Genomic DNA, 26,098 nt, shown 5'->3' with positions numbered 1-26,098 from the left:
TTGGGGTCTATGGCCGGAAACTGGACGTTGAGGTAGGCCCGCTATCGCCATGGCGATAGCGGGCGGCGCGAACACAAATTCCACCAGGGTGGCAAAGCCTGCGATATATCCTCCGACCGGACCAAAGGCACGGTAGGCATAGGCAAAGGGGCCTCCTGCATGGGGAATTGAGGTGGTCAGCTCGGTAAAACTGAAGATAAAAGCGGTGTACATGGTGGCCACCAGCAGGGAGGTGACCAGAAAGCCCATGGTACCTGCTTGCGCCCAGCCGTAGCTCCAGCCAAAGTATTCCCCCGAAATGACCAGTCCCACGGCGATCCCCCACAGGTGAAAAGCCCCCAGGGTTCGTTTCAGTTCCGGTTTCGCACAATCCTGTTGCTGCATACGCTTCTCCAATATGACGTTCAATGGTGAAAGTCTCTGAAGAGGCAAATTGCAAGGGATATGCCATCCAGTTATATGGCTATTTAGTCATTTTTATTCATATGGTTACAGCTATTTTATGGTCTGAGGCCAAGGTGTGTCCGCTGCGTTGTTGTGGTGCAGCAGCACCAGATTGTTCGGCCGAAGTCCGGGCCTTTGCTTGTATGTGGGGCAGTGAGCAGGGGAGATACGAGAGGATGGCGGAAACAACAAGGGCACCCATCGGTGCCCTTGTTGTATGAGGTGGTTGCCATCAGCCGTGCTTGCGGCCGGAGAGGCGGCACCACTCCTCTTTTACCGCGGTCGGGTCCATGTCGAACCACTGGCCGTAAATGGTTTCCAGCTCCGGGGCCTGGCTCTCCAGCACGCCGGAGAGCGCCATCAGGCTGCCTGGCTTGCCATGGCCGGCGATGAGCGGTGCCAGCTCGCGCAGCGGGCCGGCCAGTATGTTGGCCACCACCACGTCCGCTTCTACGTCTTGCGGCTGATCCGCCGGCAGGTAGAGTTCGATCTGGCCCGCCACGCCGTTGCGCTCCGCGTTGTCATGGCTGGCCTGAATGGCCTGCGGGTCTATGTCGATGCCGATGACGCGGGCGGCCCCCAGTTTCAGGGCGGCAATGCCGAGGATGCCGGAGCCACAACCGAAGTCGACCACGGTTTTGCCGGCCAGATCCAGCCCGTCCAGCCACTGCAGGCAGAGCGCCGTGGTGGGGTGGGTACCGGTACCAAATGCCAGACCCGGATCCAGCATGACGTTGACCGCATCGGGGTTTGGCACATCGCGCCAGCTCGGGCAGATCCAGAGCCGTTCGCCAAACTGCATGGGGTGGAAGTGATCCATCCACTCGCGCACCCAGTCCTTGTCTTCCAGCTGTTCGACCTTGTAGCCCACGTCTTCCCCGAAGATCTGCTGGAAGAAGGCGATGGTGGGGGCCGGATCGGTTTCGGCATCGAACAAACCCATCACTTCGGTCTCGCCCCAGAGCGGGGTTTCACCGGGCAGCGGCTCGTATACGGGGACATCCTGGGCATCCATAAAGGTCACGGCCTGGGCTCCACGCCCCAGCAGCATGTTGCTCACCTTGTCTGCCGTCTTGGCAGTGGCGTTGATTCGAATTTGTATCCAGGGCATTGCGTCGACTCTTCATAAATGTGAAACCGCGAGATTCTATCATCATGGGCCTGTGCTGTCGTGGTTTGCCCATGTCTGCATGGCGCAGGAAGAGAACTCTGCCGAGTTGGCACGGTTAATGTATTCCTCATTGGGTGACGGGAAGCAACCTGTTCCCGCTGAATGCTTTGCTCTAGGAAAGTTCCGTCATCTTTTTTCAGCCACCTTAGGGTGGCTTTTTTTTTCGGCATTAGTGCTGGCTGGGGGAAACAAGTACGGATGGCAGGCGTGAGGGGATGGAACAGGGGGAAGTGGGGGCGTTGGCACACAAGATGCAAAGATGGGTATGTCCTGCATAAGGATATGTGTGTGATTGTTACCCCAACGTTCAGGTATTTAGGGCCATCCCAGCGGGATGGCCCCTTTTTTATGTCGTTTTTATGGTGACTCTGCGTGGTGACTGTCTGGTGCCTGATATGAACTGTGCACTGTTGGGGCCTGTCACTGGTGAAATCACCCCATGATGGTGCAGTTTTTACCTATAAGGGATTAGTTTGCAAATCTGCTCATGTCGATCACCAGCTTGCCCACCATGCGGCCGGCTTCCACCTCGGCATGGGCCTGGGCCAGGGTGACCGGGGTCAGTTCGGACAGGGTGCGGGTGAGTGTGCTCTTGAGCACCCCTTGGTCGATGAGGGAGGCAACCTGACCAAGCAGCTTGTGTTGCTCGATCATGTCCGGGGTCTGGAACAGGGATCGGGTAAACATGAATTCCTGACCGAAGGTGGCACTCTTGCTCTTGAGCAGGGAGAGATCCCAGGGCTCGCTGGATTCGGCGATGGTGCAGATGTGGCCGAACGGGCGAATGAGGCTGGCCATGGCATCCCAGTGCTGCTCGGTAGCATTGGTGCAGAAGATGGCGTCGAGCTGGGTGATGCCCAGAGCGGTGAGCTCTGCCTGCAGCTTGTGATGGCTTACCACCTGATGGGCGCCCATTTCCAGACACCATTCACGGCTTTCTGGTCGGGAGGCTGTGGCAATCACTTCCATATTGGTGAGCTGGCGAGCCAACTGAATGGCGATGGAGCCTACCCCACCGGCCCCGCCAATGATCAGCAGCTTGCCTGTGCTCTCGCGGCGAAGGCCGATGCGCTCGAACAGTGTCTCCCAGGCTGTGATGGCGGTGAGCGGCAGGGCGGCGGCTTCCAGGTCGGTCAGGCTGGTAGGGGCGAGGGCGGTGATGCGCTCATCCACCAGTTGCAGGGCACTGTTGCTGCCCGGGCGGCTGATGTCGCCGGCATACCAGACTCTGTCGCCCGCCTTGAACAGGCTCACTTCGCTGCCGACGGCCACGACTTCACCGACTGCATCCCAGCCCAGTACCCGCGGGCTGGCTTCAACCTTGGCCTTGGGGGCGCGCACCTTGGTATCCACAGGATTGATGGAGGTGGCAGTCACTTTCACCAGCAGATCCCGCGGGCCTGGGGTCGGGTCGGGCAGATTGGCCTCGATGAAGCAGTGGGGGTGATCGCTGGGCAGATAATGGGTGAGGGCAATGGCTTTCATGGCAGTTCCTTTCAAATCGGATGGATTGGGATTGCCAGCTACTCTAGTCTGGTTAATTATTCTTATTAAGATGGGTAATTGGTAAAGACTGTTTGAATATATGAACAATGTCGATCTGGAGTTGATGGGGCTGTTCGCTACCGTGGTGGAGCAGGGCAGTTTTACCGGTGCCGCCGAGGCGCTTGGCATGCCGAAGTCCTCGGTGAGCCAGAAGATCTCGCGGCTCGAAACCCAGCTAGGGGTGCGACTGCTGCAGCGTACCACCCGCAGGCTCAGCCTGACCCCACAGGGTGAGATCTACGTGGAGCAATGCCAGGCGCTGCTGGCGCTGGCCCGTAGTGCCAATCTGGCGATGGCGCGGCTGCGCGCCGCCCCCGCTGGTCGGGTAAGGATCACGGCGCCCGAGGCGACCGGTACCCTGCTGCTTGGCAGGATCCTGGCCGAATTTCGTGCCCTCTATCCCGAGGTGGTGCTGGAGCTGACCCTCTGCGACGATCAGCTGGATCTGGTGGGGGAGGGTTATGATCTGGCGCTGCGGGCGGCGCCGCTGAAAGATTCCAGTCTCATTTGCAGGCGCATTGGTCAGGTGCCGCGCCATCTGGTGGCGGCTCCCGGTTATCTGGCGGCTCATGGCGCGCCGCAGCAGTTGTCTGAGTTGGGGCTTCACCCCTGTCTGGTGCACTCGGCATTGCCTGTGTGGCCATTGCAGGAGGGGGGCTGGCGGCCGCAAGGGGCCTGCATCAGCAACAGCTTGCTGGCACTGCGGGAGCTGGCATTGCACGAAGGCGGGATTGCCCTGTTGCCACACCATGTCTGTCAGGAGGATCTGGCGACGGGGCGGTTGCAGAAATTGCTGCCGGATCACCCCATACCGCCCAATCCCTTCTATCTCATCTACCCGAGCCGGGAACATCTGGCGCCTGCCTTGCGCTCGCTGATGGACTTTGTCGCCGAGCGGCTGCCGTTCGCCTGAGCCTACCAGTTGCCTGGGCTGGCAGACTCCTGATTGGGTTTGAGGCCGAGCGCTACCGACTGACGCTCCGCCAGCATGCGGATCTGCCCCTCGATCAGGCTGGCGTTGGGGCCCAGCACCAGTACCAGTTGATGGTCGTTGAGCTGGATCCAGGAGAGGCAACCCAGCCCCGGCAGGCGGGACTGATCCACCAGCGCTATGTCGCACACCCGCAGGCTGAGGCGGGTCAGGCAGACGCTCATGGCTTGCAGATTGTCCATGCCCCCCAGCGCCTTGAGGTACTGGATTGCCAGCATCTGGGGATCCGAGGGGGCTACACTGGCCAACCGTGGGTGCTCATTGGCGATGGGCTTGCTCGGCAGGCTCAGAGGCGCTCGTTCCAGCAGTTGATAGAACAGCAGTGTGTAGGCGACGAAGAAGAGTATGCCGACCGGAATGAGCCAGAAGCTGTGCTCGCCGGACTGATAGCTCAGCACCAGATCCAGCAGACCGGCGGAGAAGTAACTACCCACCTGGATGCCAAGCCCGCTGCAGATGGCCAGGGACAACCCGGTCAGCAGGGCATGAGCCAGAAACAACCAGGGAGCGGTGAAGGCGAACAGGAACTCGATGGGCTCAGTGATCCCCAATAGTGCAGAGGTGAGCGCCAGGGTGAGCAGCAGTCCACCCTGCGGCAGTCGCTGCATGCGCTGGCGGTGCAGCCAGATGGCAAAGCAGGCGCCCGGCAGGCCGAACATGATGATGGGATAGAGACCGGCTACATAGCCTTCATGCAGCGGCTGGGCGGTGGCCAGCGCCTGCAGGTTGCTCTCGCCAAGGCCGATGAGACTGCCCAGCACCTGATGCAGGCCAAGGGGGATCAGCAGCCGGTTGAGGGTACCGTAACAGAAGGCGCCCAGTGGGGTGGTGAGCAGTTCCGAGGCCAGCAGCGTGATGCCCTGCTCCAGCAGCGGCCAGAACAGGGAGAGAGGAAACGCCAGCAACAGGCAGGCGATCGCCGAGGTGCACAGGCAGGCGAAATCCCCCTGTGCCATCTGCAGCCAGCCAGGCATGGTGCGCCGTTTCACCCAGGGGTAGATGATGGCGGTGGTGAGCCCCGCCAGCAGGCCGCAGATCATGTCTGCATGCAGGCCGGGGGCCAGGGTGCCCAGCGCCGAGCTCAGCAGCAGAAAGTTGACCGCCCCGGCCAGCGCCTGAGTGCCCTCTCCTTGTCGGCTCAGGCCGAAGGCGATGGCCACCGCGTAGATGAGCGGCATCTGGCTGAACAGGGCGCGCCCCGTGAGGGAGAGCACAGCCTGATCCAGTACATCCGGTTGACCGAGCCGGTAGAGCAGCGCAGCCAGTGGCAGTATGGAGACCGGCAACAACAGGGCGTAACCGAGTCGTTGCAGGGCCTGGATCAGGGTCTGTCTGGCGTTCTGTACTGGCATAAAGGTGCTGAGTTTTGTGACTTGGCGCACAGTTTACCCGTAAAACACCTATTTGGGGATAGTTTTGGAACCCTTTATTAATCTCTTTGTTATTGCTGTTCGAATAATCGCCGAACCCCCTGGCAGGGGGGCGGAGTCAGCAGGCTGACCAGCACAAAGGCAACCAGCCCCAGTCCCAGACTCGGTACTATGGCATGCAGTCCGGCCAGTTTTATCCCCCACTGGCTCAGTACGCCATAGCAGACGATGCCGGATACCATGCTGGCCAGGGCGCCCGGCCCGTTTGCCCTTGACCAGTAAAGGCCGAGTACCAGCGGCCACAGGAACACGGCCTGCAGGCCACCGAAGGCGAGCAGGTTGAGCCAGATGATCATCTCGGGGGGCTGCAGCGCCGCCAGCAGTACGAGCGTGCCCAGGATCAGGGTGCAGAGCAGGGAGAGGCGAGGAATGTGCACCTCCAGCTTCTCCTGCTTGGGATTGAGGTAGTTGAGGTAGAGATCCTTCACCAGGGTGGCGGAGGCCTGGATCAGCTGGGAGTCGATGGTGGACATGATGGCCGCCATCGGTGCCGCCAGAAACACCCCGGCCAGCCAGGGCGGCAGCACTTCCATCATCAGGGAGGGCATGATCTTGTCCGGGCTGTCCATGCCGGGCAGGATGGCGCGGCCCAGGGCGCCGGCCAGGTGCATGCCGAACATCAGCAGGGCACTGACGACGGTGCCAATAAGGATGCCGCGATGGAGCGCCTTGCTGTCCCGATAGCCGAAGCAGCGCAGGGCCGAGTGGGGCAGCCCCACTACACCGACGCAGACCAGGATCCAGAAGCTCAGCATGAAGGGTTGGGTCAGCATATCGCCGGCCCCCGTCGGGCTCACCAGCTTGGGATCGATCACCTTGAGCTGGTGGATGAGGTTGGGTAATCCATCCCCGGCAATCAGGATCCCTGCCAGCAAGGCGCCGGTGCCGATCAGCATGATGATCCCCTGCAGGGCGTCGGTCATCACCACGGCACGAAAGCCGCCGATCACTGTGTAGAGCAGCACGCAACTGGCAAACAGCATCAAACCCTGCTGGTAGGAGAGGCCGGTGGCCGTCTCCAGCAGGCGGGCACCGCCGATGAACTGCACCACCATGGTGGCGATAAAGGCGAGGATGATAGTAACGGATCCGAGAATGACCACCGCCTTGCTCTGGTAGCGGGCCCACAGCATGTCATTGATGGTCACCGCATTGACCCGGCGGGCAATGATGGCGAACTTCTTGCCGAGCACCCCCAGGGTAAGCCAGACGGTGGGCAGCTGGATCATTGCCAGCAGTACCCAGCCAAGGCCAATCTTGTAGGCGGCACCCGGCCCGCCGATGAAGGACGATGCCGAGGTATAGGTAGCCACCAGCGTCATGGCGAGCACCAGACCACCCATGCTGCGGTTGCCGATGAAGTACTCCTGCACGAAGTCGCCGCCAGTGCGATGGCGACTGGCCCAGAAGCCGACTCCCAGCACCAGCACCAGATAGATGATGAGCGGCAGCATCAGCTCAAGATTCATGGGGGGACTCCTTGGCATGGGGGTGAGGCGTATCGAGGGGAATATCCACAAACAGGCGATCCACCATCAGGCCACACAGCACAATGAACAGCAGCGGCATCACCATGCAGCTGAGCAGGAACCAGAGTGGCATGTCCCAGTATTCGATCTCTTCCGGGATGAAATACGCAGTGCCATACCAGGCAAAGAAATAGAGCAGGGTCAGCAGCAGGCAGAGGGCTGCTTCCCGACGAGCGAGCGCGAAACGATTCACCTTGGCCTCCGACAATTTTGAGGGGCGCAAGAATAACAAAAAAGGGCCATGTCGCCATGGCCCTTTTTCAACAGAGGCTCCTTGCGGAGCTGACTTCTATCGGAAGTCATTGTTCTGCCTTGGATCCTTACAGACCCAACTTCTTGTGCAGGTAGTGGATATTAGTACCACCGTGCTGGAAGTTTTCGTCCTTCATGATCTCTTTTTGCAGGGAGACGTTGGTCTTGATCCCTTCTACCACCAGCTCGTCCAGCGCCTGACGCATGCGGGCGATGGCGACGTCACGGTTCTCGCCGTAACAGATCAGCTTGCCGATCATGGAGTCGTAGTAAGGCGGTACCTTGTAACCGGCGTAGATGTGGGAATCCCAACGTACGCCCAGACCACCCGGCGCATGGAAGCGCTGGATCAGGCCGGGAGACGGCATGAAAGTAGCCGGGTCTTCGGCGTTGATCCGGCATTCGATGGCATGGCCACGGATGCGGATGTCCTGCTGGGTGATCGACAGGGGCTGGCCGGCGGCGATGCGCAGCTGCTCCTTGATCAGATCCACGCTGGTGACCATCTCGGTGACCGGATGCTCAACCTGGATACGGGTGTTCATCTCGATGAAATAGAACTCGCCGTTTTCGTACAGGAACTCGAAGGTCCCCGCACCGCGGTAGCCGATCTCGATACAGGCGCGCACGCAGCGCTCGCCGATGAACTTGCGCATCTCTTCAGTGATGCCGGGTGCCGGTGCCTCTTCGACCACTTTCTGGTGGCGACGCTGCATGGAGCAGTCACGCTCGCCCAGATAGAGGGCGTTGCCCTGGCCGTCTGCCAATATCTGAATTTCGATATGGCGCGGGTTCTCCAGGTACTTCTCCATGTAGACCATGTCGTTCTTGAAGAACTGGCCTGCTTCGGATTTGGTCAGGGCGATGGCGGCAGCCAGCTCGGCTTCATTGCGCACCACGCGCATGCCGCGACCACCACCGCCACCGGCGGCCTTGATGATCACCGGATAACCGATGCGCTTGGCGATGGCGGCGTTGTGCTTGGCATCGCTGTCGACCGGGCCGTCAGAGCCAGGCACGCAAGGTACGCCCGCTTTTTTCATCGCCTCGATGGCGGAGACCTTGTCACCCATCAGGCGAATGGTCTCGGCGCGAGGGCCGATGAAGATGAAGCCGGATTTTTCGACCACTTCGGCGAAATCGGCGTTCTCCGAGAGGAAGCCGTAACCCGGGTGGATGGCAACGGCACCCGTGACCTCGGCAGCGGCTATGATCGCCGGCACATTGAGGTAGGATTCACCGCTGGCAGGCTTGCCGATGCAGATGGTTTCGTCGGCCAGGAGCACATGTTTGAGCTCCCGATCGGCGGTGGAGTGAACGGCCACTGTCTTGATCCCGAGCTCTTTGCAAGCGCGCAGGATCCGCAGGGCAATTTCACCGCGGTTGGCGATGACTACTTTGTCCAACATGGGTGGCAACTTCCCTTATTCGATGATGAACAGCGGCTCGTCAAATTCGACGGCCTGACCATTTTCAACCAGGATCGCTTTTATCACGCCGGTCTTGTCAGACTCGATTTGGTTCATCATTTTCATGGCTTCGACGATGCACAGGGTATCGCCGACATTGACGTGCTGACCGACTTCCGCGAACGGCTTGGCTTCCGGGCTGGAGGAGCGATAGAAGGAGCCAACCATGGGGGAGCGCATCAGGTGACCACTCGGGGTGGCCGCATCTGCGGTCGGTGCGACGGCAGGGGCCATGGCCGGCTGCATCATCATCTGCGGCATGGCGGTGGTCACCTGACCGGAGAAGTTGCGGCTGATGCGAACGGACTCTTCACCTTCGGAGATCTCCAGTTCGGCAATGCCGGACTCTTCAACCAGTTCAATCAGCTTCTTGATTTTGCGGATATCCATTAGCATTCTCTTTCTTCTTTATCTGATCAGTGATTATCAAGCCGCGCGCAACTGATGCACGGCCGCGGTTAAAGCGAATTGGTAGCCATCTGCACCCAGCCCGCAGATTACTCCTTTAGCGACATCAGACAGATAGGAGTGATGACGGAAAGGCTCCCTGGCATGGACGTTTGACAGGTGCACCTCGATAAAGGGGATGGCGACACCCAGCAGCGCATCGCGGATGGCGACACTGGTGTGGGTGAAGGCGGCTGGATTGATGATGATATAATCCACCTGGCCCATGGCCTGGTGGATACGGCTGACCAACTCATGTTCGGCGTTGGATTGCAGGTGTTCCAGTGTGACGCCGAGTTCGATGGCGTTGTGCTTCAGATCGGCGACGATCTCATCGAGCGTCTTGCTGCCGTAGATGCCCGGTTCCCGTTTGCCCAGCAGGTTCAGGTTTGGCCCGTTGAGCAGGAGAATACGGTGATTTTGCGACATATTGAGTACATCCTCGATGATAATGCTGCTATCTACCAGCTATCTTGTGGACTACCAGAAATCTAGCCATTTTCTGCGCAATTCGGTGTGCACTGGCACACAGATTTCGCAATTATATTGATTTCGTGAAAATTAGCAGCATTTTACTGGTCTAATCTCTACATCTGTCTGTTTTTTGCACTATCCAGTGAGGTGTTAAATTGCTCAGTAGCAGAGACGACAAAGCCGGCACAGGGCCGGCTTTGGAGGCTGAGAAGGGGCGGGATCAGGCCGCTTCCGACTTCTCGCGAATGAGCTTGTCCACCACACCCGGATCCGCCAGGGTGGAGATATCCCCCAGACTGTCGGTCTCGCCGGTGGCGATCTTGCGCAAAATTCGGCGCATGATCTTGCCGGAACGGGTCTTCGGCAGCCCCTCCGCCCAGTGGATCACATCCGGCGTGGCAATCGCGCCAATCTCCTTGCGCACCCACTCTTTCACCTCTTTATGCAGCTCGCGGCTCGGCTCTTCCCCGGCGATCAGGGTGACATAGGCGTAGATGCCCTGACCCTTGATCTCGTGGGGCACTCCCACCACCGCCGCCTCGGCGATCTTGGGATGGGCGACCAGCGCCGACTCTATTTCGGCGGTCCCCATGCGATGGCCGGATACGTTGAGTACATCATCCACCCGTCCCGTGATCCAGTAGTAACCATCTTCGTCGCGACGGGCGCCGTCGCCGGTGAAGTAACGACCCGGGAAGGTGGAGAAGTAGGTCTGCTCGAAGCGCTCATGATCGCCAAACACGGTGCGCATCTGACCCGGCCAGGAGTCGGTGATCACCAGGTTGCCCTCGGTTGCACCCTCCAGCGGCTCGCCCATGTTGTCCACCAGCGCCGGCTGCACCCCGAAGAAGGGACGGGTAGCCGATCCTGGCTTGAGATCGGTGACGCCGGGCAGCGGGCTGATGAGGATGCCGCCGGTCTCGGTCTGCCACCAGGTATCGACGATGGGGCAGCGTTCCTCGCCTATGGTGCGGTAGTACCACTCCCAGGCTTCCGGGTTGATGGGCTCGCCCACTGAACCCATGATGCGCAAGCTCTGGCGGGAAGTGCCCTCTACCGCATCACGGCCCTTGGCCATGAGGGCGCGGATCGCCGTCGGGGCCGTGTAGAGGATGGTGACCTGGTGCTTGTCTACCACCTGGCTCATGCGGTTGGTGGCCGGGTAGTTGGGCACCCCTTCGAACATGATGGTGGTGGCGCCGTTGGCGAGCGGCCCGTAGACCAGATAGGAGTGGCCCGTGACCCAACCCACGTCGGCGGTACACCAGTAGATGTCCTCCTCGTGGTAGTCGAACACGTACTTGAAGGTAAGGGTGGCGTAGACCAGATAGCCGCCGGTGGTGTGCAACACTCCCTTGGGCTTGCCGGTGGAACCGGAGGTGTAGAGGACGAACAGGGGATCTTCGGCGTTCATTGCCTCGGGTGGGCAGTCGCTGCTGGCGGCGGCAGTTGCCTCATGCCACCAGATGTCCCTGTGGTTGTGCCAGGCAACGTTGCCGCCGGTGCGCTTGAGCACTATCACCTTGCTGACCCGGGTATCCGGATTGGTGAGCGCTTCATCCACGTTTTTCTTGAGCGGGACAGGGCGGCCGCCACGCAGCCCCTCGTCGGCCGTGATGACGATGGAGGAGCCTGAGTCAATGATGCGGCCGGCCAGGGCCTCCGGCGAGAAGCCGCCGAAGACGATGCTGTGCACGGCACCTATACGAGTACAGGCCAGCATGGCGATGGCCGCTTCCGGCACCATGGGCATGTAGAGGCAGACCACATCACCCCGATGCACACCCTGTGCTTTCAATACGTTGGAAAACTTGCACACCTCGGCGTGCAGCTCGCGGTAGGTCAGCTTGCGATCCTCTGCCGGGTTGTCCCCTTCCCAGATGATGGCCACCTTGTCACCGCGCTGTGCCAGATGGCGATCCAGGCAGTTGGCCGAGACGTTGAGCAGGCCATCCTCATACCACTTGATGGAGACATGCCCCGGGTCGTACGAGGTGTTCTTTACCTTGGTATAAGGCTTCATCCAGTCGATGATTTTTCCCTGTTCACCCCAGAAGGCATCCGGATCCTGCACGGAGGCTCGGTACATGGCCTCGTAACCTGCCTTGTCCAGCAGGGCGCCGTTGCTGATGTGGGCTTTGACCGGGTAGACCTTGCTCTCGCTCATCTGTCACTCCTTTTAATACATTCTTGTAATGATTAAGTAACAACTTATACCTTTGGCGTACGAGGGCAATTAGACTTTTGGATAGATGGAAACATCTGCTTACAGTGCCATTCGTGACAATTCATCGGTGATTGAGTAAAAACATCGGTTTTATCGATGGAGATAGCCATGTTGTCCCTGCTCCTTTGCACCGCCCTCTGGCAGTCCGATGCCTCTACGCTTGCCGATGAAGCCGCACTGGCTGCTCCCCAACCCAAAGAGTTCCCCGTGACGCGCGATCAGAGCGGCTCGCCAGCAGTGCGAGAGCGTATTGCCGATCAGATGGGCAATGCATTTCTGGCGCGCAAACCCCCTGTGACAGTTACTCTCGGGCAGCCAAAACCGCGCTACCCGAAGGATGCACTGATGGCAGACTCGCTCCAGGGCCAGAGCGAGGGGTGGGATGCCAGGCTGACGTTCAGTGAGTGAGCCGTATTTTCGATCATTGAGCGATTCTTGCAGCACTTGCCGGCTTCAGCACCAGACTCCCTTGCGGGGAGTCAGCTGGGCAGCCAGATGGGGTTCGGTCAAGGGGTGGCTGAACAGGTAGCCCTGTCCCTCCTGACAGTGCAGGGATTGCAGAAACTGGCGCTGGGCCTGGGTCTCGATCCCCTCGGCGGTGACAGCCATGCCCAGGCTGTCGGCCAGGTTGATGATGGTACGGCACAGCTCCCGACTGTGCTTGTCATCGGGCAGAGCCTGCACGAAGGTTTGATCTATCTTGATGCGATCGATGGGCAGGCTTTTGAGCAAGCTCAGGGATGAGAAGCCGGTGCCGAAGTCATCGATGGCAATCTGCACCCCCAGCGCCTTGAGGCGGGTGAACAGCTGCAAGCTATGGTCGACTCGCTGTATGATGCTTTCCGTCACCTCTATCTCCAGCCGCTCCGCCGGGAAGCCGGTCTCCGCCAGGATGGCCGCGACCCGCTCCACATAGCCAATGGCGCGCATCTCCCTTACCGACACATTGACCGAGAGCCGTGGCACGGCCAGCCCGGCCGCCAGCCATGCCTGTCCCTGCTGGCAAGCGGTGCGCATTACCCACTCCCCAATCTGTTCTATCAAACCACACTCCTCTGCCACCGGTATGAAGCGGGCTGGCGCTATCATGCCTTCGCTGGGATGTTGCCAGCGCAACAGGGCTTCCAGCCCGCTCAGGCGGTTATTGGCCAGATCCGTCATGGGTTGATACAGGATGCAGAGCTGATGCTGATCAATGGCCTTGAGCAGCCCCTGCTCCAGGCTCATCCGTTCCCGTGTCTGTTCGGCCATGTCGGGACTGTAAAACAGATAGCCGTTACGGCCCTGGCTTTTGGCTTCGTACATGGCGTTGTCGGCAGCACTGACCAGGGCGTCCGGGCTCCGGGCGTGCTCAGGGTAGAGGGCTATGCCGATGCTGGCGGAGATGGCGACCTGCTCGTGTTCCAGTTCGACCGGCTCGCGCAGACGTGCCAGCAGCTGTTCGGCGAGCTGTGCCAGCTCATCCTGTTGTTCGAAATAGGGGATCAGCACGAGGAATTCATCTCCACCTAGCCGAATAGCCACATCGTTGTGACGCAGGCTTTGGCGGATGCGCCCGGCCAGCAGCTTGAGCAGTTGATCCCCCGCCCTGTGGCCCAGGTTGTCATTGATCAGTTTGAAACCGTCGAGGTCGATGAACAGCAGGGCGAGTTGCTGCCGATTGAGCTGGGCCGTCTTGATTTCCAGTTCGAGCCGCTCCTGCAACAGGTTGCGGTTGCCAAGCTCGGTCAGAGGATCGTGATAGGCGAGGTGGTTGAGCTGCGCCTCTGCCTTGCGAATGGCGCTGATGTCGGAGAAGGTGATCACATAGTGGGCCGTGTTGTGGCGGCTGTCATAGACGGCGCTGACATGCTGCCAGGAGGTGAAGTAGTCGCCATCCTTGCGCAGACACATCATCTCCCCGTGCCAGGCGTGGCTGCCGGGCAGCAGGGTGTGCCAGGGGTAGTCAATGTCGGTATGGCGACGGGGATGCATGATGGCCTCCAGTGACTTGCCCACTATCTCGTCCGGTTCGTACTGGGTCATGTTGCAGAAGGCCGGGTTGACCGAAATGATCTGGCGCTGCCCATCCATGATGATGATGCCTTCTGCCGTGGTGTCGAAGACCACATTGGCCTGGCGCAGCTTGTCTTCCTGATTGCAGCGATCGGTTGCATCGTGGATCACCCCCATGATGCGGCGTCCCTGAGTGTCGGTGGCGGCCACATGATCGGCATGGAGATCGACCCAGCCCCGCATCTGGTTGGGCCCCAGGTAGCTCAAAGTCAGGTGAAGGGGGGCCGTGCCGTTGAGGGCGGTTCTGAGCTGCTCCCCCGACACGGGATCGAAGCGCTTGATGAAGTTATCCATTCCCCCCTGAAACTGGTTGGCGGCCGTGCCGAGCAGGCGTTCGACCTGGCCATCAAATTGCAACCTGTCTTCGGCCACATGCCACTCCCAGACGCCAATCTGGCCTGCACTCATGGCCAGTTGCAGCCGTTGCTGCACTTCATACTGCTCGGTGACATCCCGCACTATGGTCAGTATGCCGTCAGGGGTGCCCTGTTCATCCAGCATGGGGCTGTAGATTGCCTGCCAGCGTCGTTGCTGGCCCTGATGGGCCTCCGTCTGGCCGCTCAGGCTCAATTCCACCTGGGGAATACCGCTGCTGATGATCTGTTGAAACAGGGGTTCCAGCACAGGGGCCAGCGTCGGCACTATGTCACGCAGGTATTTGCCGTAGTGATCTTCCCGGGAGAGGCCGTTGATATCGGCCAGCGTCTGGTTGACGCTGCGGCAGCGAAAGTAGCGGTCGAACACGCCTATGCCGAACGGCGCCAGCTCAAACAGCTGTTGCAGCTCGTTTGGATTCAGTTGACCCGGCGTTGGCGGATCTGGCATGGATTCGGATGTCTCTTCCTGCATGACGGCTCCTGAATTGACTTTTTTGTCATTTAAGGTGTTGTCAGTATGGCATGAAGCGCTTTGGAGGGAAGAGATAGGGCTGCATTTGCCCCCTATCTGGTCGTGTTGCCGGCTGAAGTGATGGTTACCAGCTGAAGCGATAGCTCAGGGTCAGGTTCACCACGGGTTGCCAATCGCGATCCTTGATAAGCCACTGTTTGGCGCCCACCTCTGTACCCAGTCGCCATTGCTGCCAGCCCCAGCTTCGCTCCAGCGTGACGCCCCAATCCCGCCACCCCTCGCTGGCACCATAGGCCGCCATGTGAGCCTGGCTGCCTCGCGTCAGCCAGAGATTGAGGGAGAGGGCTGCCGGCAGCGGCAGGCTGTGTTCCATATACCAGATATGGCCATAGCGACCGGTCACATCATAGAGCTGACCCAGGCTCAGCTGATGATCCTCGTCCAGTTGCCAGCCGAGGCGCCAGAGCGCGCTGAAACGGGTGCGATCCACCACCTGCATGGGACTGACCCCCAGCGCGAGGAAGCTCTGCTTGTAGAGCGGCAAGGCCAGCCCGGCGCTCTGCCCATCGGCAAAGATCAGGCCGACCATGGTTTCTCGCTCATAGGCGAGCCAGAAGTGGGCGCTGGCGTCAGCCTTGACCCCGGCCTGATTGCTGTCGAGTTGCCACTGGCCGCCCACCTGCCACAGGTTATCCTGCTCCTTGGCCGACAAGGGCAGCGCGAGTGGCAGGGTCAGCAGCAGCCAGCGACTACTTGCCATAGAGCCGCACCCAGTCTCTGTCCTGATGCATGCCCATCAGGTGGCAGATGATGCCGGAGCGCTGGAAGGCATAGATGAGCAGCACGCTGGTGGCACTGAGCAGCATGATAAGGCCGAAGCTGTTGGGCAGAATGGTGCCTTGGCGGGCAGTCCACCACAGCAGCAAGGGGCCCCACAGGTGCACGAAGATACTCTTGTGGAAGATGAAGACGGTCAGCGAATACATGCCGATCCAGTTGAGCGGTCGCCAGCACAGGTTGATGTTGCGCTGATGCAGCCAGAGTACGGCCCCGATCACCAGAAACTCCATGCCCCAGATCCCGGCGCGTCCCGTCATGTCCAGCGCCAGCTCGTGCTCGTTGGCGTAGATATCACTGAGTTCGACCGAACTGCTCTCGCCAAACGCAAGATAGATAACGAGGGCGATGAGGGAGAGAGTCAGTACCAGGCCATTGAGGCGATCCCGCCACTGGGGGCGCTGATGCCAGCACCAGCCGTACAGGAAACCGAAGCAGCCGCTGGCCATGAAGAGATCGAGGCGGGCATCCAGCTCATAGTCGGGATGCACGTGCAGCTTCATCCAACTGTCGATATTGCCAAGCAGGGTCTGCACGCCGAATTGATCCAGCAGGCACATCCACAGCATGACAGGATAGAAAGAGATGGCCTCGCCGAAGTTGGGGGCTATGACCAGCCCTTCGACATAGAGGATCAGTATGATGCTGGCAAACAGCACCAGCTTGCCGCCCAGTTGTGGTCTGAAACGCTCCTGGCTGCGACGGCTCAGGTTGAAGGCCGCCAGGGCCAGGTAGATCTGGCTCACCCAGGGGATAAGCCAGGCCGAGACCTGTGCTGTGGTGTTATCCATGGGCAGCAGGTGGCCGGCCATCGCCTTGTGTGACAGATAGAAGCTGTCCCAGAGGGCATGTTCACGGTTGAAAAAATCGATGTACCAGTAGTTGAGATAGCCGGTGTAGTGCTCGAAGACGGCCATGAAGATGACAAGCCCTCGCAACAGATCGAGACCCGTGATGCGCGCATCCTGTGGAGGCATGCTGTTGCTCCTGTGTCGGTTGGTAAAAAGGAGCCGCACTATAACGGTTGCAACAAAACTGAATGGGAGCTGAATGTAAGCAGATGTTACCGGCTCTCACCACGCCGACCTTGCTGGGACGAGGAATGCGGGGATCCGGCTGTCATGATTTGTAATACTTTTGGCGGTTTTTCAGCCTTTCTGGCGGCCGAATGCCTGAATGCCGCGCGTCAGCACCAGAAGGCCGAGCACATGAAAGGGCAGGGAGAGGGCAAGTAGCAAGAGCCAGTGGGCTTCGCTGCCGCTGGCATTGATAAAGCCTATCCATGCGACCAGCAGGGTCAGCATGCCGGCTATCTGAAAACGGCGGCGAAGCACCACCTCCACCCCCAGGTTGGCGAGATAGAGGGTCAAGAGTATGCCGCCGAAACCGGTGAGCTGGGCCGTGCCATACAGATCTCTGTCCGGATTGAACAGCAAGCTGAAGAGCGGCGTCAGACCCTGATCCTGCGGGATCAGGGTCAGCAGCCAGCAGGCGATCAGTAGCAGGGCGGTTTTCATCGGCTTAGTCGGCGGAGGATGCCGGTTTGACCAGGCTGAGGTAGTTGGCATCCATGGTGAGGAATACACCCAGCAAGCGAGCACTGGCGCCGTAGAAACCAAAGGGATCGGCAGCGCGGCAAGCGACTTCAAAATGGGGGAACCAGGCCAGCAGATGGCCATGCAGCACGGCTTCCTGCTCGCCTAGCCACTGTTCACGCTGATCGGCACTGGGGGCTTCGGCGGCACGTATGATGAGGTTGCCCATCAGATCCAGTTCGACCCCAAGATGATCGACCGGCTGCGGGTATTTGGCACTGACATCGATGGCAAGGCGCACCAGTCGTTGCTGCATGCGGCCGAGGGATGAGGCATCCAGATGGGCGGATTCATAAGGTTGAACGGCCGTATCGGCCAGAAACAGTCCCTTGAAGTCGGCCGCCAGGGCAGTGGCGCGCTCGTCACGCACCAGCAGACGGGCGATGGCCTCATTAAGCTCGGTGACGGCCGGGCGCATGGGATCCAGCGTGGAGAGGCTCTTCAGGAAGCTTCGCACATCGTAGCTGTCGTATTCGGCGATCTGTTTATCGCTGAGCTCGGCGCTAAACAGGGTGGCGAACCACCAGTAAAGTTCGGCCCGACGTTCGCTAGTGGCCAGAAATTCCTGCATTTTTCCTCCGTGGATGGCAAGCGGGAAACAGAGTGAGCCCGATTCTAACGGCTTTGGCAGAAAAGTTAACCCATAGGTGACAATTCGGCGAACAAGCCAGAAAAAACGCCGCTGATGGCGACGTTTTCAGGGCGTATTGATGGCAACTCAGAGAGGGCGGGTCTCGAACTGAGGCAGCCCATCGGCTATTTCGTGCCGGGGCGCTTTGGAGCCCACGAAGATGCAGAAGCCTGGTCGCTGGCTCTGAGCCTGGTCGAGGATCATTAGGAGTAATCGGCCCCGGCTAGCTGGCGGATCCCAAGGTGATGAATCAGATATCAGATCTCTTCGCGGTAGATCGCCTTCTTGCAATGGGTGCAGATATGCTGGCGGCGAAAATCGGTCTGGTGCAGCAGGCCGACATCCAGTTGCTGATGATGGCCGCAGTGAATGCAGAAGATGATATCGCCATCAATGGCCTCCGGGTGCGCCGCCAGATACTGCTCTTTGGTGGGCAATGTCTCCCACTGGGTGGTGAAAGGGCTTTTGCGACTGCCGGTATAGTAGACCCAATAGAAAACAGCGAATACCGATATGATCAGAAAAAGCATCAGGTTATCCATCATGGTGTACCCCCGTGTTGAGGTGATGCAAGGAAGGATGAGAGAGGCTTGACCCGCCATGGAACAGGTGTGTCGAGTGGAAATTCTTGCTGCCAGCGTTCGGTCGGCAGGCAGGCTGGCGAAAGCTCAGTGCCAGGGGAAGGTGCAAATCGAGATCTATCTGGGGCGTGGCGAGAGTCTTGCCCGGCATGTTTTGCCTCCATCTATTGGCGGTGCAACCGCTGTGCCGTGTAAAGATGTTATCTGTTAGTAACGGCTATATCCATGATCCGGCTCTGGTTTTTGCTGTTTGTTGTCCCGGTTTCTGTTTACTGGCAGGGCTATGGTGTGATGGGTATCGGGGACGGATGGACAGAGGGAGGATTATTCGCCAGCACTAATGTCAGCACGAATGCCAGCGCTATAGCTAAAGGGAGAGCCTGCACTGACTTCGAAATTTGCGACACATTTTACATTTTATAAACAATTTTTTGGGTGGTTGGACTGTCTCTTTGATCCAGCTCACGTTACAATGCGCGGGCCCACTTCACCTAACGCGCAAACGATTTTCAGGAGAGAAACGGATGTTGAAACGTGACATGACCATCGCCAATTATGATCCGCAATTGTGGCAGGCCATCACAGACGAGACCCGTCGTCAGGAAGAGCACATCGAGCTGATCGCGTCTGAGAACTACACCAGCCCCCGCGTCATGGAAGCCCAGGGCTCCCAGCTGACCAACAAGTACGCTGAAGGCTATCCGGCCAAGCGCTACTACGGTGGTTGCGAGTACGTCGACGTGGTTGAAACCCTGGCCATCGAGCGCGCCAAGGAACTGTTTGGTGCCACTTACGCCAACGTGCAGCCGCATTCCGGCTCCCAGGCCAACAGTGCCGTTTACATGGCTCTGCTGCAGCCGGGCGACACCGTGCTGGGCATGAACCTGGCCCATGGCGGTCACCTGACCCACGGCTCCCCCGTCAACTTCTCCGGCAAGCTGTACAACATCATTCCTTACGGTATCGATGAGTCCGGCAAGATTGACTATGACGAAATGGAACGTCTGGCCGTCGAGCACAAGCCGAAGATGATGATAGGTGGCTTCTCCGCCTACTCAGGTATCGTTGACTGGGCCCGCATGCGTGAAATCGCCGACAAGATTGGTGCCTGGCTGTTCGTCGACATGGCTCACGTAGCCGGTCTGATTGCCGCTGGTGTCTACCCGAACCCGGTGCCCCACGCTCACGTGGTTACCTCCACTACCCACAAGACCCTGGCCGGTCCCCGTGGTGGTCTGATCCTCTCCGCCGCTGACGACGAAGATCTGTACAAGAAGCTGAACTCAGCCGTCTTCCCGGGCGGCCAGGGTGGCCCGCTGATGCATGTCATCGCCGGTAAAGCAGTGGCATTCAAAGAGGCGCTGGAGCCCGAGTTCAAGACCTATCAGGCTCAAGTCGTCAAAAACGCCAAAGCCATGGCGGCGACCTTCATCGAGCGCGGTTACAAGATCGTCTCAGGCGGTACCGACAACCATCTCATGCTGGTTGATCTGATCGGCCGTGAGCTGACCGGGAAAGAAGCCGATGCCGCTCTTGGCAAAGCCAACATCACAGTCAACAAGAACTCGGTGCCGAACGACCCGCGTTCCCCGTTCGTCACCTCAGGTGTGCGGATCGGTACCCCGGCCATCACCCGCCGTGGTTTCAAGGAAGCAGAGTCCATCCATCTGACCAACTGGATCTGTGACGTGCTGGACAACCATGACAACGACGAAGTGCTGGCCAACACCCGCGAAAAGGTGCTGGATATCTGCCGTCGTTTCCCGGTTTATGCCTGATACACCAGCCATGCTGGTTTGAGACCAATGCCACCTGCGGGTGGCATTGTTTTTTCTGTTTCGGCCCCGCCATGGGCGCCGAGCTTGTGCTGATATAGGAGGCATAATGCCAGCCCAGCCCGGGATCACAGATGACGATCTGATCGTGTCCATCCGTGCCCAGTACCATTTTCGCGATAGCCCGGAGGGGCTGCTGGCATGGGATGTACGGCGTCTGGTGCGGTTGAGCCATGGCTTGCCGGTGCAAGCTGTGCCATTGGTACAGATTGCCGAGCTGGATACCGATCACTGGTACGGACACGGCGTGGCCAGACCCACGGTGCGCAGCATAGCCGAGCATTGTCAGTTGATTGCCAGTGCTTCCCTTGCCTATCCCATCATTCTGGATAGTGCAGGTCGGGTCATGGATGGCATGCACAGGGTGTGCAAGGCATTGATAGAGGGGCACACTCACATTGATGCGGTGCAGTTTGCGCACGATCCGGCACCCGACCACGCAGGTTGTGAGCCCGACGACTTGCCCTATGACGACTGAGCTCAAGGTTGACTGAAGGGTTGAATATCGCCTTGCTGGCGGTATTTTTTTAGCTGGAGAAAGTGCGATGAAGAGAGTGCTGGAAATCCGCAGTTATCGGCTCAAGGCGGGGAGCCGCGCTGCGTTTCATGCACTGGTGACCGAGCAGAGCATGCCACTGCACCGCAAATGGGGAATGGATGTGGTGAGCCACGGCCCCTCCCTGCATGATCCGGATGCCTATTTTCTGATGCGGGCATACGATGATCTTGCGCATCTGAGCGCTTCCCAGGCGGCATTCTATGCAACGGATGCCTGGCGAGAAGGCCCGAGAGACGCCATTGTTGCGCTGATCGAAGCGGATGCAAATACCGTCATCTGCTTGCCTGCAACGGCCATAGAGGGACTTCGCACCCCCTGAAGTGTTTAAGGAATATAGACGGTGACATATTGTTTTTCTGGGCTTTTACCGGTTTTGGATGGCCGTGCTACACTGGCCCGCCAAGATCCTGCCCCTGTGGGGCAGGTGCCCTGTTTGTTAACGCCGGAGGTCCGATGCATTGCCCTTTCTGTAGTGCGGTTGATACCAAGGTGATCGATTCCCGTCTGGTGGCAGAAGGCCATCAGGTACGCCGCCGTCGTGAGTGCCTGCTCTGTCACGAGCGCTTCACCACCTTCGAGATGGCCGAGCTGGTGATGCCCCGTGTCATCAAGTCCAACGGCTCCCGCGAGCCCTTCAATGAAGAGAAGCTGCGTGGTGGCATCCTGCGGGCGCTGGAGAAGCGACCCGTGAGCATGGAAGCCATCGAAAAGGGGGTCAACCATATCAAGTCCTGCCTGCGAGCCACCGGTGAGCGCGAAGTCGCCTCCCAGCTGGTGGGTAATCTGGTGATGGATGAGCTCAAGAGCCTGGACAAGGTCGCCTATATCCGTTTTGCCTCCGTCTATCGCAGCTTCGAGGACATCCGCGAGTTCGGCGAAGAGATCGCCAAGCTGGAGAAATAAGCTTCCCAATGTCCGGTTACGCTGCGCCAATCGAACCTGCAACGCCCATTTTCTCGCTTTGAACGGGAGCCCAGATGTTTAGTCAAGATGATTACCAATGGATGAATCGGGCCCTTGAACTGGCCCGCCGCGGCCGCTATACCACGGCCCCCAATCCCTGTGTCGGCGCCGTGCTGGTGAAAGCCGGCGTTGTGGTCGGCGAGGGATGGCACAAACGAGCCGGAGAACCCCATGCTGAGATCTATGCCCTGCATGAGGCCGGTGACGAAGCCCGTGGTGCTACCGCTTATGTGACCCTGGAGCCCTGCTCCCATCATGGTCGCACCCCCCCTTGCGCCGAGGCGCTGATCAAGGCCGGGGTGACCCGGGTGGTGGCGGCCATGGTCGACCCCAACCCCGAGGTGGGCGGGCGTGGTCTGCGGATGTTGTCGGAAGCGGGCATCAAGACCGATTTTGGCTTGCTGTCGAGTGAAGCCGAGGCGCTCAATCCGGGCTTTTTCAAGCGGATGCGTACCGCTTTTCCGCTGGTGACCGTCAAACTCGGTGCCAGCCTCGATGGCCGCACCGCCATGGCAAGCGGCGAGAGTCAGTGGATAACGGGCCCCCTGGCCCGTGCCGATGTGCAGCGGCTGCGCGCCGGTCACGACGCCGTGCTCTCCAGCGCCGAAACCGTGCTGGCCGATGGCGCCTCGCTGACGGTGCGTTGGGATGAGCTGCCCCCTTCTCTCAAGGCCACTTATGCCAAAGAGACGCTGCGCCAGCCTCTGCGGGTCATCGTCGATTCCCGGAACCGGCTGACCCCGGACTTGCCCCTGTTCCAGAGCACAGGCCCTGTCTTGCTGGCCCGTCACAAGGCGGCTGGCGACTGGCCTGAATGGGTGCAGCAACTGGAGCTGCCCCTGCTGGATGGCAAGCTGGATCTGGTCAGCCTCTTTATGCTGCTGGCCAAGCGGAACATCAATTCCGTACTGGTGGAAGCCGGGCCCAGGCTTTGCGGTGCCCTGCTGGACAAGGGGTTGGTGGATGAGCTGGTGCTTTATCAGGCGCCGAAACTGATGGGGGATGAGGGGCGTGGCCTGTTCCATCTGCCAGCGCTCACCCGTCTTTTCCAGGCGCCCAAGCTCTGCATCAAGGATGTGCGGCTGGTGGGACAGGATATCCGCATCACCGCCAGGATAGCCTGATTTTCCAATCGTTATCGGGGGCCGAACCGGCCCCGTCATCATCAAGGTGATCTGCATGTTTACCGGAATTATCGAAGCGGTGGGAACCCTTGCCGCGCTGCGCCGCCAGGGCGAGGACATGGCGCTCACAGTCCACGCGCCGACGCTGGATTTTGGCGACGTCAAGCTGGGCGACTCCATTGCCACCAACGGCGTCTGCCTGACCGTGATTGGTCTTGGCGACAAGAGTTACACCGCCGATGTGTCGCTGGAGACCCTGTCGTGCACCGGCTTTGCCAAGGCCAAGGTGGGCGATCCCGTCAATCTGGAGAAGGCCTTGATGCCGACCTCCCGGCTTGGCGGCCATCTGGTCTCCGGTCATGTGGACGGGGTGGGTGAGGTGAAGAGCAAGTCCAGCAGCGGTCGCGCCATCGAATACTGGATCAAGGCACCGGGCGAGCTCTCTCGCTACATCGCCGAGAAGGGGTCGATCGCGGTAGACGGCATCAGCCTGACGGTCAATGCCGTGCAGGGGGACTTGTTTCGCCTCACCATAGTGCCGCACACCGCCCAGGAGACCACCATAGCCCGCTGGAAACCGGGTCATCACGTGAATCTCGAGGTGGATCAGATAGCCCGTTATCTGGAGCGGCTGATGCAAGGCAAGGCGCAGGACGCTGCTACCTCCAGCCTGACTCTGGAGAAACTGGTCCAGTCCGGCTTTCTGTAAGTGGCGAAACCGCTGACCAAAACGATTTTCTGTGATCCCGCTCTGATTGAAATGGGGCCCAGAGCCCCCATCTAGAGCAACATAATTCTGTATCAAAGTGAGCCTCCGGGCTCAATTCCCGAAGCAAGTTGATGGAGTAGCCCATGGCGCTGAGCACAACCCAGGAAATCATTGCCGATATCAAGGCTGGCAAGATGGTGATCCTGATGGATGACGAAGACAGGGAGAACGAAGGGGACCTCATCATGGCCGCCTCCTGTGTCCGCCCGGAGGATATCAACTTCATGGCCCGTTACGGCCGTGGCCTCATCTGTCTGACCTTGACCCGGGATCGCTGCAAGCAGCTGGCGCTGCCGCTGATGGTTGATCGCAACAATGCCCAGTTCTCCACTGCCTTCACCGTGACCATAGAAGCGGCTGAGGGGGTGACCACAGGTATTTCGGCGGCGGATCGCGCCGTCACAGTACAGGCCGCCGTGGCGCCCGATGCCAAGGCCGCCGACCTGGTGCAGCCGGGCCACATCTTCCCGCTGATGGCGCAGGATGGTGGTGTGCTGACCCGTGCAGGTCACACCGAAGCGGGTTGGGATCTGGCCCGTCTTGCCGGTTACGAGGCCGCTTCCGTCATCGTCGAGATCCTCAACGAGGATGGCTCCATGGCCCGTCGTCCGGATCTGGAAGTGTTCGCCGAGCAGCATGGCATCAAGCTCGGTACCATTGCCGACCTCATCGAGTACCGCAACCAGCACGAAACCACGGTGGAGAAGGTGGCCGAGTGCAAACTGCCCACCGAGTTTGGCGAGTTCGAGCTCATCACCTTCCGTGACACCATCGACAATCAGGTTCACTTCGCCCTGAAGAAAGGTGACATCCAGACCGAGCAGCCAACTCTGGTGCGGGTGCACCTGCACGATGTGCTGAGCGATCTGCTGTTGACCGACCGCCATGCTGCCCGCAGCTGGCCCTTGCCCAAATCCATGGCCCGCATCGCCCAGGAAGGCGGCGTGCTGGTGATCCTGGGGGCCGAGGCCCACGGCGCCGAGTTGCTGGCGCGGGTCAAGGGCTTTGAGGCCGCCGACAAGGGGCTGCAACCGGAAGGGGCCAAGTGGCAGGGTACTTCGCGTCGGGTCGGTGTCGGCTCCCAGATCCTCAAGACCCTGGGGGTTGGCAAGATGCGGCTCTTGAGCTCACCGAAGAAATACCACGCCCTCGGCGGTTTCGGCCTGGAAGTGGTGGAATACGTCGGCGAATAAGCACGTCGCCCGCATGACATTGCGATCATGGCCGCCCGTTGCGGCCATGGTTTTTGTCGTGGGTCTGTTGTGCTAGAATATGCGCACTTTTGACTCCGGCCCCTTTTGATTGCACAGATACAGGATTTCCAATGAAGGTTATCGAAGGAAATATCGCCGCTCCTGAGGCGCGCGTTGCTATTGTCGTTGCCCGTTTCAACAGCTTCATCAACGAAAGCTTGGTGGACGGTGCTGTGGACGTACTGAAGCGTCAAGGCCAAGTCCAGGACAGCAATCTCACCCTGGTACGCGTGCCGGGCGCCGTCGAAATTCCCTTGGCTATCAAGAAGCTGGCCAAGAGTGGTCAATACGATGCCATAGTTGCGCTGGGCACCGTCATCCGTGGCGGCACCTATCACTTCGAGCTGGTGGCAAGCGAGAGCAGCAAGGGCATGGCCCAGGTAATGATGGAATATGAAATTCCGGTTGCCTTCGGCGTGCTGACCACCGAAAACATTGAACAAGCCATCGAGCGAGCCGGTACCAAGGCGGGTAACAAGGGTGCAGAGGCTGCACTGAGCGCGCTCGAAATGATCAACGTCCTGAAACAGCTGGACGTGTAACGAGGAGAAGTACATTGAAACCGTCCGAGCGCCGTAAAGCCCGCCATTGCGCCACCCAGGCCATCTACCAGTGGCAGATGACCAGGGCCAACGTGGGCGACATCGAAGAGCAGTTCAAGATCGATCAGGACACCAAGGGTGTGGACCTGAACTATTTCCGCGATCTGCTGTTCGGGGTAGCCCTCCACTGCAACGAGCTGGACAAGGTGTTTGCACCTTTCCTCTCCCGTCCGCTGGAAGAAGTGGACATGGTGGACAAGGCGATCCTGCGTCTGGCGACCTATGAGCTGACCCGTCGCGATGATGTGCCGCCCCGTGTGGTGATCAACGAAGCGATCGAGCTGGCCAAGGCCTTTGCTGCCGATGACAGCCACAAGTTTGTCAACGGTGTACTGGACAAGGTGATCAAGACGCTGAACAAGCGTTGATCCTGATGTCCATCAGCATCACGAGCGTGTTTACGGCTTCGCAGCAAGATCGTGAACCGCTTTGAAGAGAGGAGCCAGCCTAACCGCTGGCTTTTTAT

The 26,098-nt window shown here is 59.5% G+C and carries 26 protein-coding genes; 11 read left to right on the top strand and 15 right to left on the bottom strand.

The genetic code is table 11. The features are described 5' to 3' along the window. Positions 1–676 precede the first annotated feature (676 nt). Positions 677–1,555, bottom strand: coding sequence for a 50S ribosomal protein L11 methyltransferase (gene prmA, locus AXW79_RS06135; RefSeq protein WP_005317670.1), 879 nt, complete (start codon positions 1,553–1,555; stop codon positions 677–679). A 528-nt stretch (positions 1,556–2,083) separates the two neighbouring features. Continuing rightward, positions 2,084–3,100: a zinc-binding alcohol dehydrogenase family protein gene (locus AXW79_RS06130; protein ID WP_005317667.1), complete on the bottom strand. Its 1,017-nt coding sequence runs from the start codon at positions 3,098–3,100 to the stop codon at positions 2,084–2,086. A 100-nt stretch (positions 3,101–3,200) separates the two neighbouring features. Here AXW79_RS06130 and AXW79_RS06125 point away from each other — a divergent pair, with 100 nt between their 5' ends. Next, a complete protein-coding gene (locus AXW79_RS06125; protein WP_005317665.1) occupies positions 3,201–4,073 on the top strand; it encodes a LysR family transcriptional regulator in 873 nt (290 codons plus the stop codon). A gap of 2 nt (positions 4,074–4,075) precedes the next feature. On the opposite strand, the gene AXW79_RS06120 is transcribed toward AXW79_RS06125, so the two are convergent. The 7 genes from AXW79_RS06120 to acs all read right to left on the bottom strand — a co-directional run bounded on the left by AXW79_RS06120 (position 4,076) and on the right by acs (position 11,919). Then, positions 4,076–5,503, bottom strand: a complete 1,428-nt coding sequence (locus AXW79_RS06120) for a PTS transporter subunit EIIC (protein ID WP_005317662.1) — start codon at positions 5,501–5,503, stop codon at positions 4,076–4,078. An 89-nt stretch (positions 5,504–5,592) separates the two neighbouring features. Then, a complete protein-coding gene (gene panF, locus AXW79_RS06115) occupies positions 5,593–7,050 on the bottom strand; it encodes a sodium/pantothenate symporter (RefSeq protein ID WP_005317659.1) in 1,458 nt (485 codons plus the stop codon). Further along, positions 7,040–7,303, bottom strand: coding sequence for a YhdT family protein (locus AXW79_RS06110; RefSeq protein ID WP_005317658.1), 264 nt, complete (start codon positions 7,301–7,303; stop codon positions 7,040–7,042). Before AXW79_RS06110 ends, panF begins: the two co-directional genes overlap by 11 nt. Before the next feature lie 127 nt (positions 7,304–7,430). Further along, positions 7,431–8,771: an acetyl-CoA carboxylase biotin carboxylase subunit gene (gene accC, locus AXW79_RS06105; RefSeq protein WP_005317655.1), complete on the bottom strand. Its 1,341-nt coding sequence runs from the start codon at positions 8,769–8,771 to the stop codon at positions 7,431–7,433. Between the two features lie 15 nt (positions 8,772–8,786). Continuing rightward, positions 8,787–9,221, bottom strand: a complete 435-nt coding sequence (gene accB, locus AXW79_RS06100) for an acetyl-CoA carboxylase biotin carboxyl carrier protein (RefSeq protein ID WP_005317652.1) — start codon at positions 9,219–9,221, stop codon at positions 8,787–8,789. A gap of 36 nt (positions 9,222–9,257) precedes the next feature. Beyond that, on the bottom strand, positions 9,258–9,707 hold the full coding sequence (gene aroQ / locus AXW79_RS06095) for a type II 3-dehydroquinate dehydratase (protein ID WP_005317649.1): 450 nt from the start codon (positions 9,705–9,707) through the stop codon (positions 9,258–9,260). A 265-nt stretch (positions 9,708–9,972) separates the two neighbouring features. Beyond that, positions 9,973–11,919 carry an acetate--CoA ligase gene (acs, locus tag AXW79_RS06090; RefSeq protein ID WP_005317644.1) on the bottom strand — a complete coding sequence of 649 codons (1,947 nt, stop codon included), beginning with the start codon at positions 11,917–11,919 and terminating at the stop codon, positions 9,973–9,975. 168 nt (positions 11,920–12,087) lie between these two features. Between acs and AXW79_RS06085 the strand changes: the two genes are divergently transcribed. Further along, positions 12,088–12,387: a hypothetical protein gene (locus AXW79_RS06085; protein ID WP_005317639.1), complete on the top strand. Its 300-nt coding sequence runs from the start codon at positions 12,088–12,090 to the stop codon at positions 12,385–12,387. A gap of 45 nt (positions 12,388–12,432) precedes the next feature. Here the strand turns inward: AXW79_RS06085 and AXW79_RS06080 are convergent, their stop codons facing one another. The 6 genes from AXW79_RS06080 to AXW79_RS06055 form a co-directional block, all read right to left on the bottom strand. Beyond that, on the bottom strand, positions 12,433–14,883 hold the full coding sequence (locus AXW79_RS06080) for a sensor domain-containing protein (protein WP_005317635.1): 2,451 nt from the start codon (positions 14,881–14,883) through the stop codon (positions 12,433–12,435). A gap of 124 nt (positions 14,884–15,007) precedes the next feature. Continuing rightward, positions 15,008–15,643 (bottom strand): porin family protein, encoded by a 636-nt coding sequence (locus AXW79_RS06075; RefSeq protein ID WP_005317632.1) that lies wholly within the window; start codon positions 15,641–15,643, stop codon positions 15,008–15,010. Beyond that, on the bottom strand, positions 15,633–16,697 hold the full coding sequence (locus tag AXW79_RS06070) for a hypothetical protein (protein WP_005317628.1): 1,065 nt from the start codon (positions 16,695–16,697) through the stop codon (positions 15,633–15,635). Before AXW79_RS06070 ends, AXW79_RS06075 begins: the two co-directional genes overlap by 11 nt. Before the next feature lie 171 nt (positions 16,698–16,868). After that, complete coding sequence (locus AXW79_RS06065) at positions 16,869–17,237, bottom strand: hypothetical protein (protein ID WP_005317625.1); 369 nt, start codon at positions 17,235–17,237, stop codon at positions 16,869–16,871. A gap of 4 nt (positions 17,238–17,241) precedes the next feature. Beyond that, on the bottom strand, positions 17,242–17,886 hold the full coding sequence (gene torD, locus AXW79_RS06060) for a molecular chaperone TorD (protein ID WP_005317622.1): 645 nt from the start codon (positions 17,884–17,886) through the stop codon (positions 17,242–17,244). 317 nt (positions 17,887–18,203) lie between these two features. Continuing rightward, positions 18,204–18,491: a hypothetical protein gene (locus AXW79_RS06055; protein WP_005317613.1), complete on the bottom strand. Its 288-nt coding sequence runs from the start codon at positions 18,489–18,491 to the stop codon at positions 18,204–18,206. Positions 18,492–19,051: 560 nt separating this feature from the next. On the opposite strand from AXW79_RS06055, the gene glyA reads away from it, so the two are divergent. From glyA to nusB, 9 genes are all read left to right on the top strand, one after another. Further along, a complete protein-coding gene (glyA, locus tag AXW79_RS06045) occupies positions 19,052–20,305 on the top strand; it encodes a serine hydroxymethyltransferase (protein WP_005317611.1) in 1,254 nt (417 codons plus the stop codon). 106 nt (positions 20,306–20,411) lie between these two features. Continuing rightward, positions 20,412–20,840 (top strand): ParB N-terminal domain-containing protein, encoded by a 429-nt coding sequence (locus AXW79_RS06040; RefSeq protein ID WP_005317609.1) that lies wholly within the window; start codon positions 20,412–20,414, stop codon positions 20,838–20,840. A 67-nt stretch (positions 20,841–20,907) separates the two neighbouring features. Next, positions 20,908–21,240, top strand: a complete 333-nt coding sequence (locus tag AXW79_RS06035; RefSeq protein WP_005317607.1) for an NIPSNAP family protein — start codon at positions 20,908–20,910, stop codon at positions 21,238–21,240. Positions 21,241–21,374: 134 nt separating this feature from the next. Continuing rightward, complete coding sequence (gene nrdR / locus AXW79_RS06030) at positions 21,375–21,824, top strand: transcriptional regulator NrdR (protein WP_005317604.1); 450 nt, start codon at positions 21,375–21,377, stop codon at positions 21,822–21,824. Between the two features lie 74 nt (positions 21,825–21,898). Further along, entirely contained in the window at positions 21,899–23,008 is a 1,110-nt protein-coding gene (ribD, locus tag AXW79_RS06025) for a bifunctional diaminohydroxyphosphoribosylaminopyrimidine deaminase/5-amino-6-(5-phosphoribosylamino)uracil reductase RibD (RefSeq protein WP_011898424.1), read from the top strand. Between the two features lie 55 nt (positions 23,009–23,063). After that, positions 23,064–23,717: a riboflavin synthase E1 gene (gene ribE1 / locus AXW79_RS06020; RefSeq protein WP_005317599.1), complete on the top strand. Its 654-nt coding sequence runs from the start codon at positions 23,064–23,066 to the stop codon at positions 23,715–23,717. A 143-nt stretch (positions 23,718–23,860) separates the two neighbouring features. After that, on the top strand, positions 23,861–24,970 hold the full coding sequence (ribBA, locus tag AXW79_RS06015; RefSeq protein ID WP_005317598.1) for a bifunctional 3,4-dihydroxy-2-butanone-4-phosphate synthase/GTP cyclohydrolase II: 1,110 nt from the start codon (positions 23,861–23,863) through the stop codon (positions 24,968–24,970). Positions 24,971–25,101: 131 nt separating this feature from the next. Then, entirely contained in the window at positions 25,102–25,572 is a 471-nt protein-coding gene (gene ribH, locus AXW79_RS06010) for a 6,7-dimethyl-8-ribityllumazine synthase (protein ID WP_005317595.1), read from the top strand. A gap of 14 nt (positions 25,573–25,586) precedes the next feature. Beyond that, positions 25,587–26,000 carry a transcription antitermination factor NusB gene (nusB, locus tag AXW79_RS06005; protein WP_005317593.1) on the top strand — a complete coding sequence of 138 codons (414 nt, stop codon included), beginning with the start codon at positions 25,587–25,589 and terminating at the stop codon, positions 25,998–26,000. The last annotated feature ends 98 nt before the right edge of the window (positions 26,001–26,098 follow it).

The sequence above is a fragment of the Aeromonas salmonicida subsp. salmonicida genome, from assembly GCF_001643305.1.
GTDB classification, from domain to species: domain Bacteria; phylum Pseudomonadota; class Gammaproteobacteria; order Enterobacterales; family Aeromonadaceae; genus Aeromonas; species Aeromonas salmonicida.
This window is presented reverse-complemented; position numbering and strand designations above follow the sequence as displayed.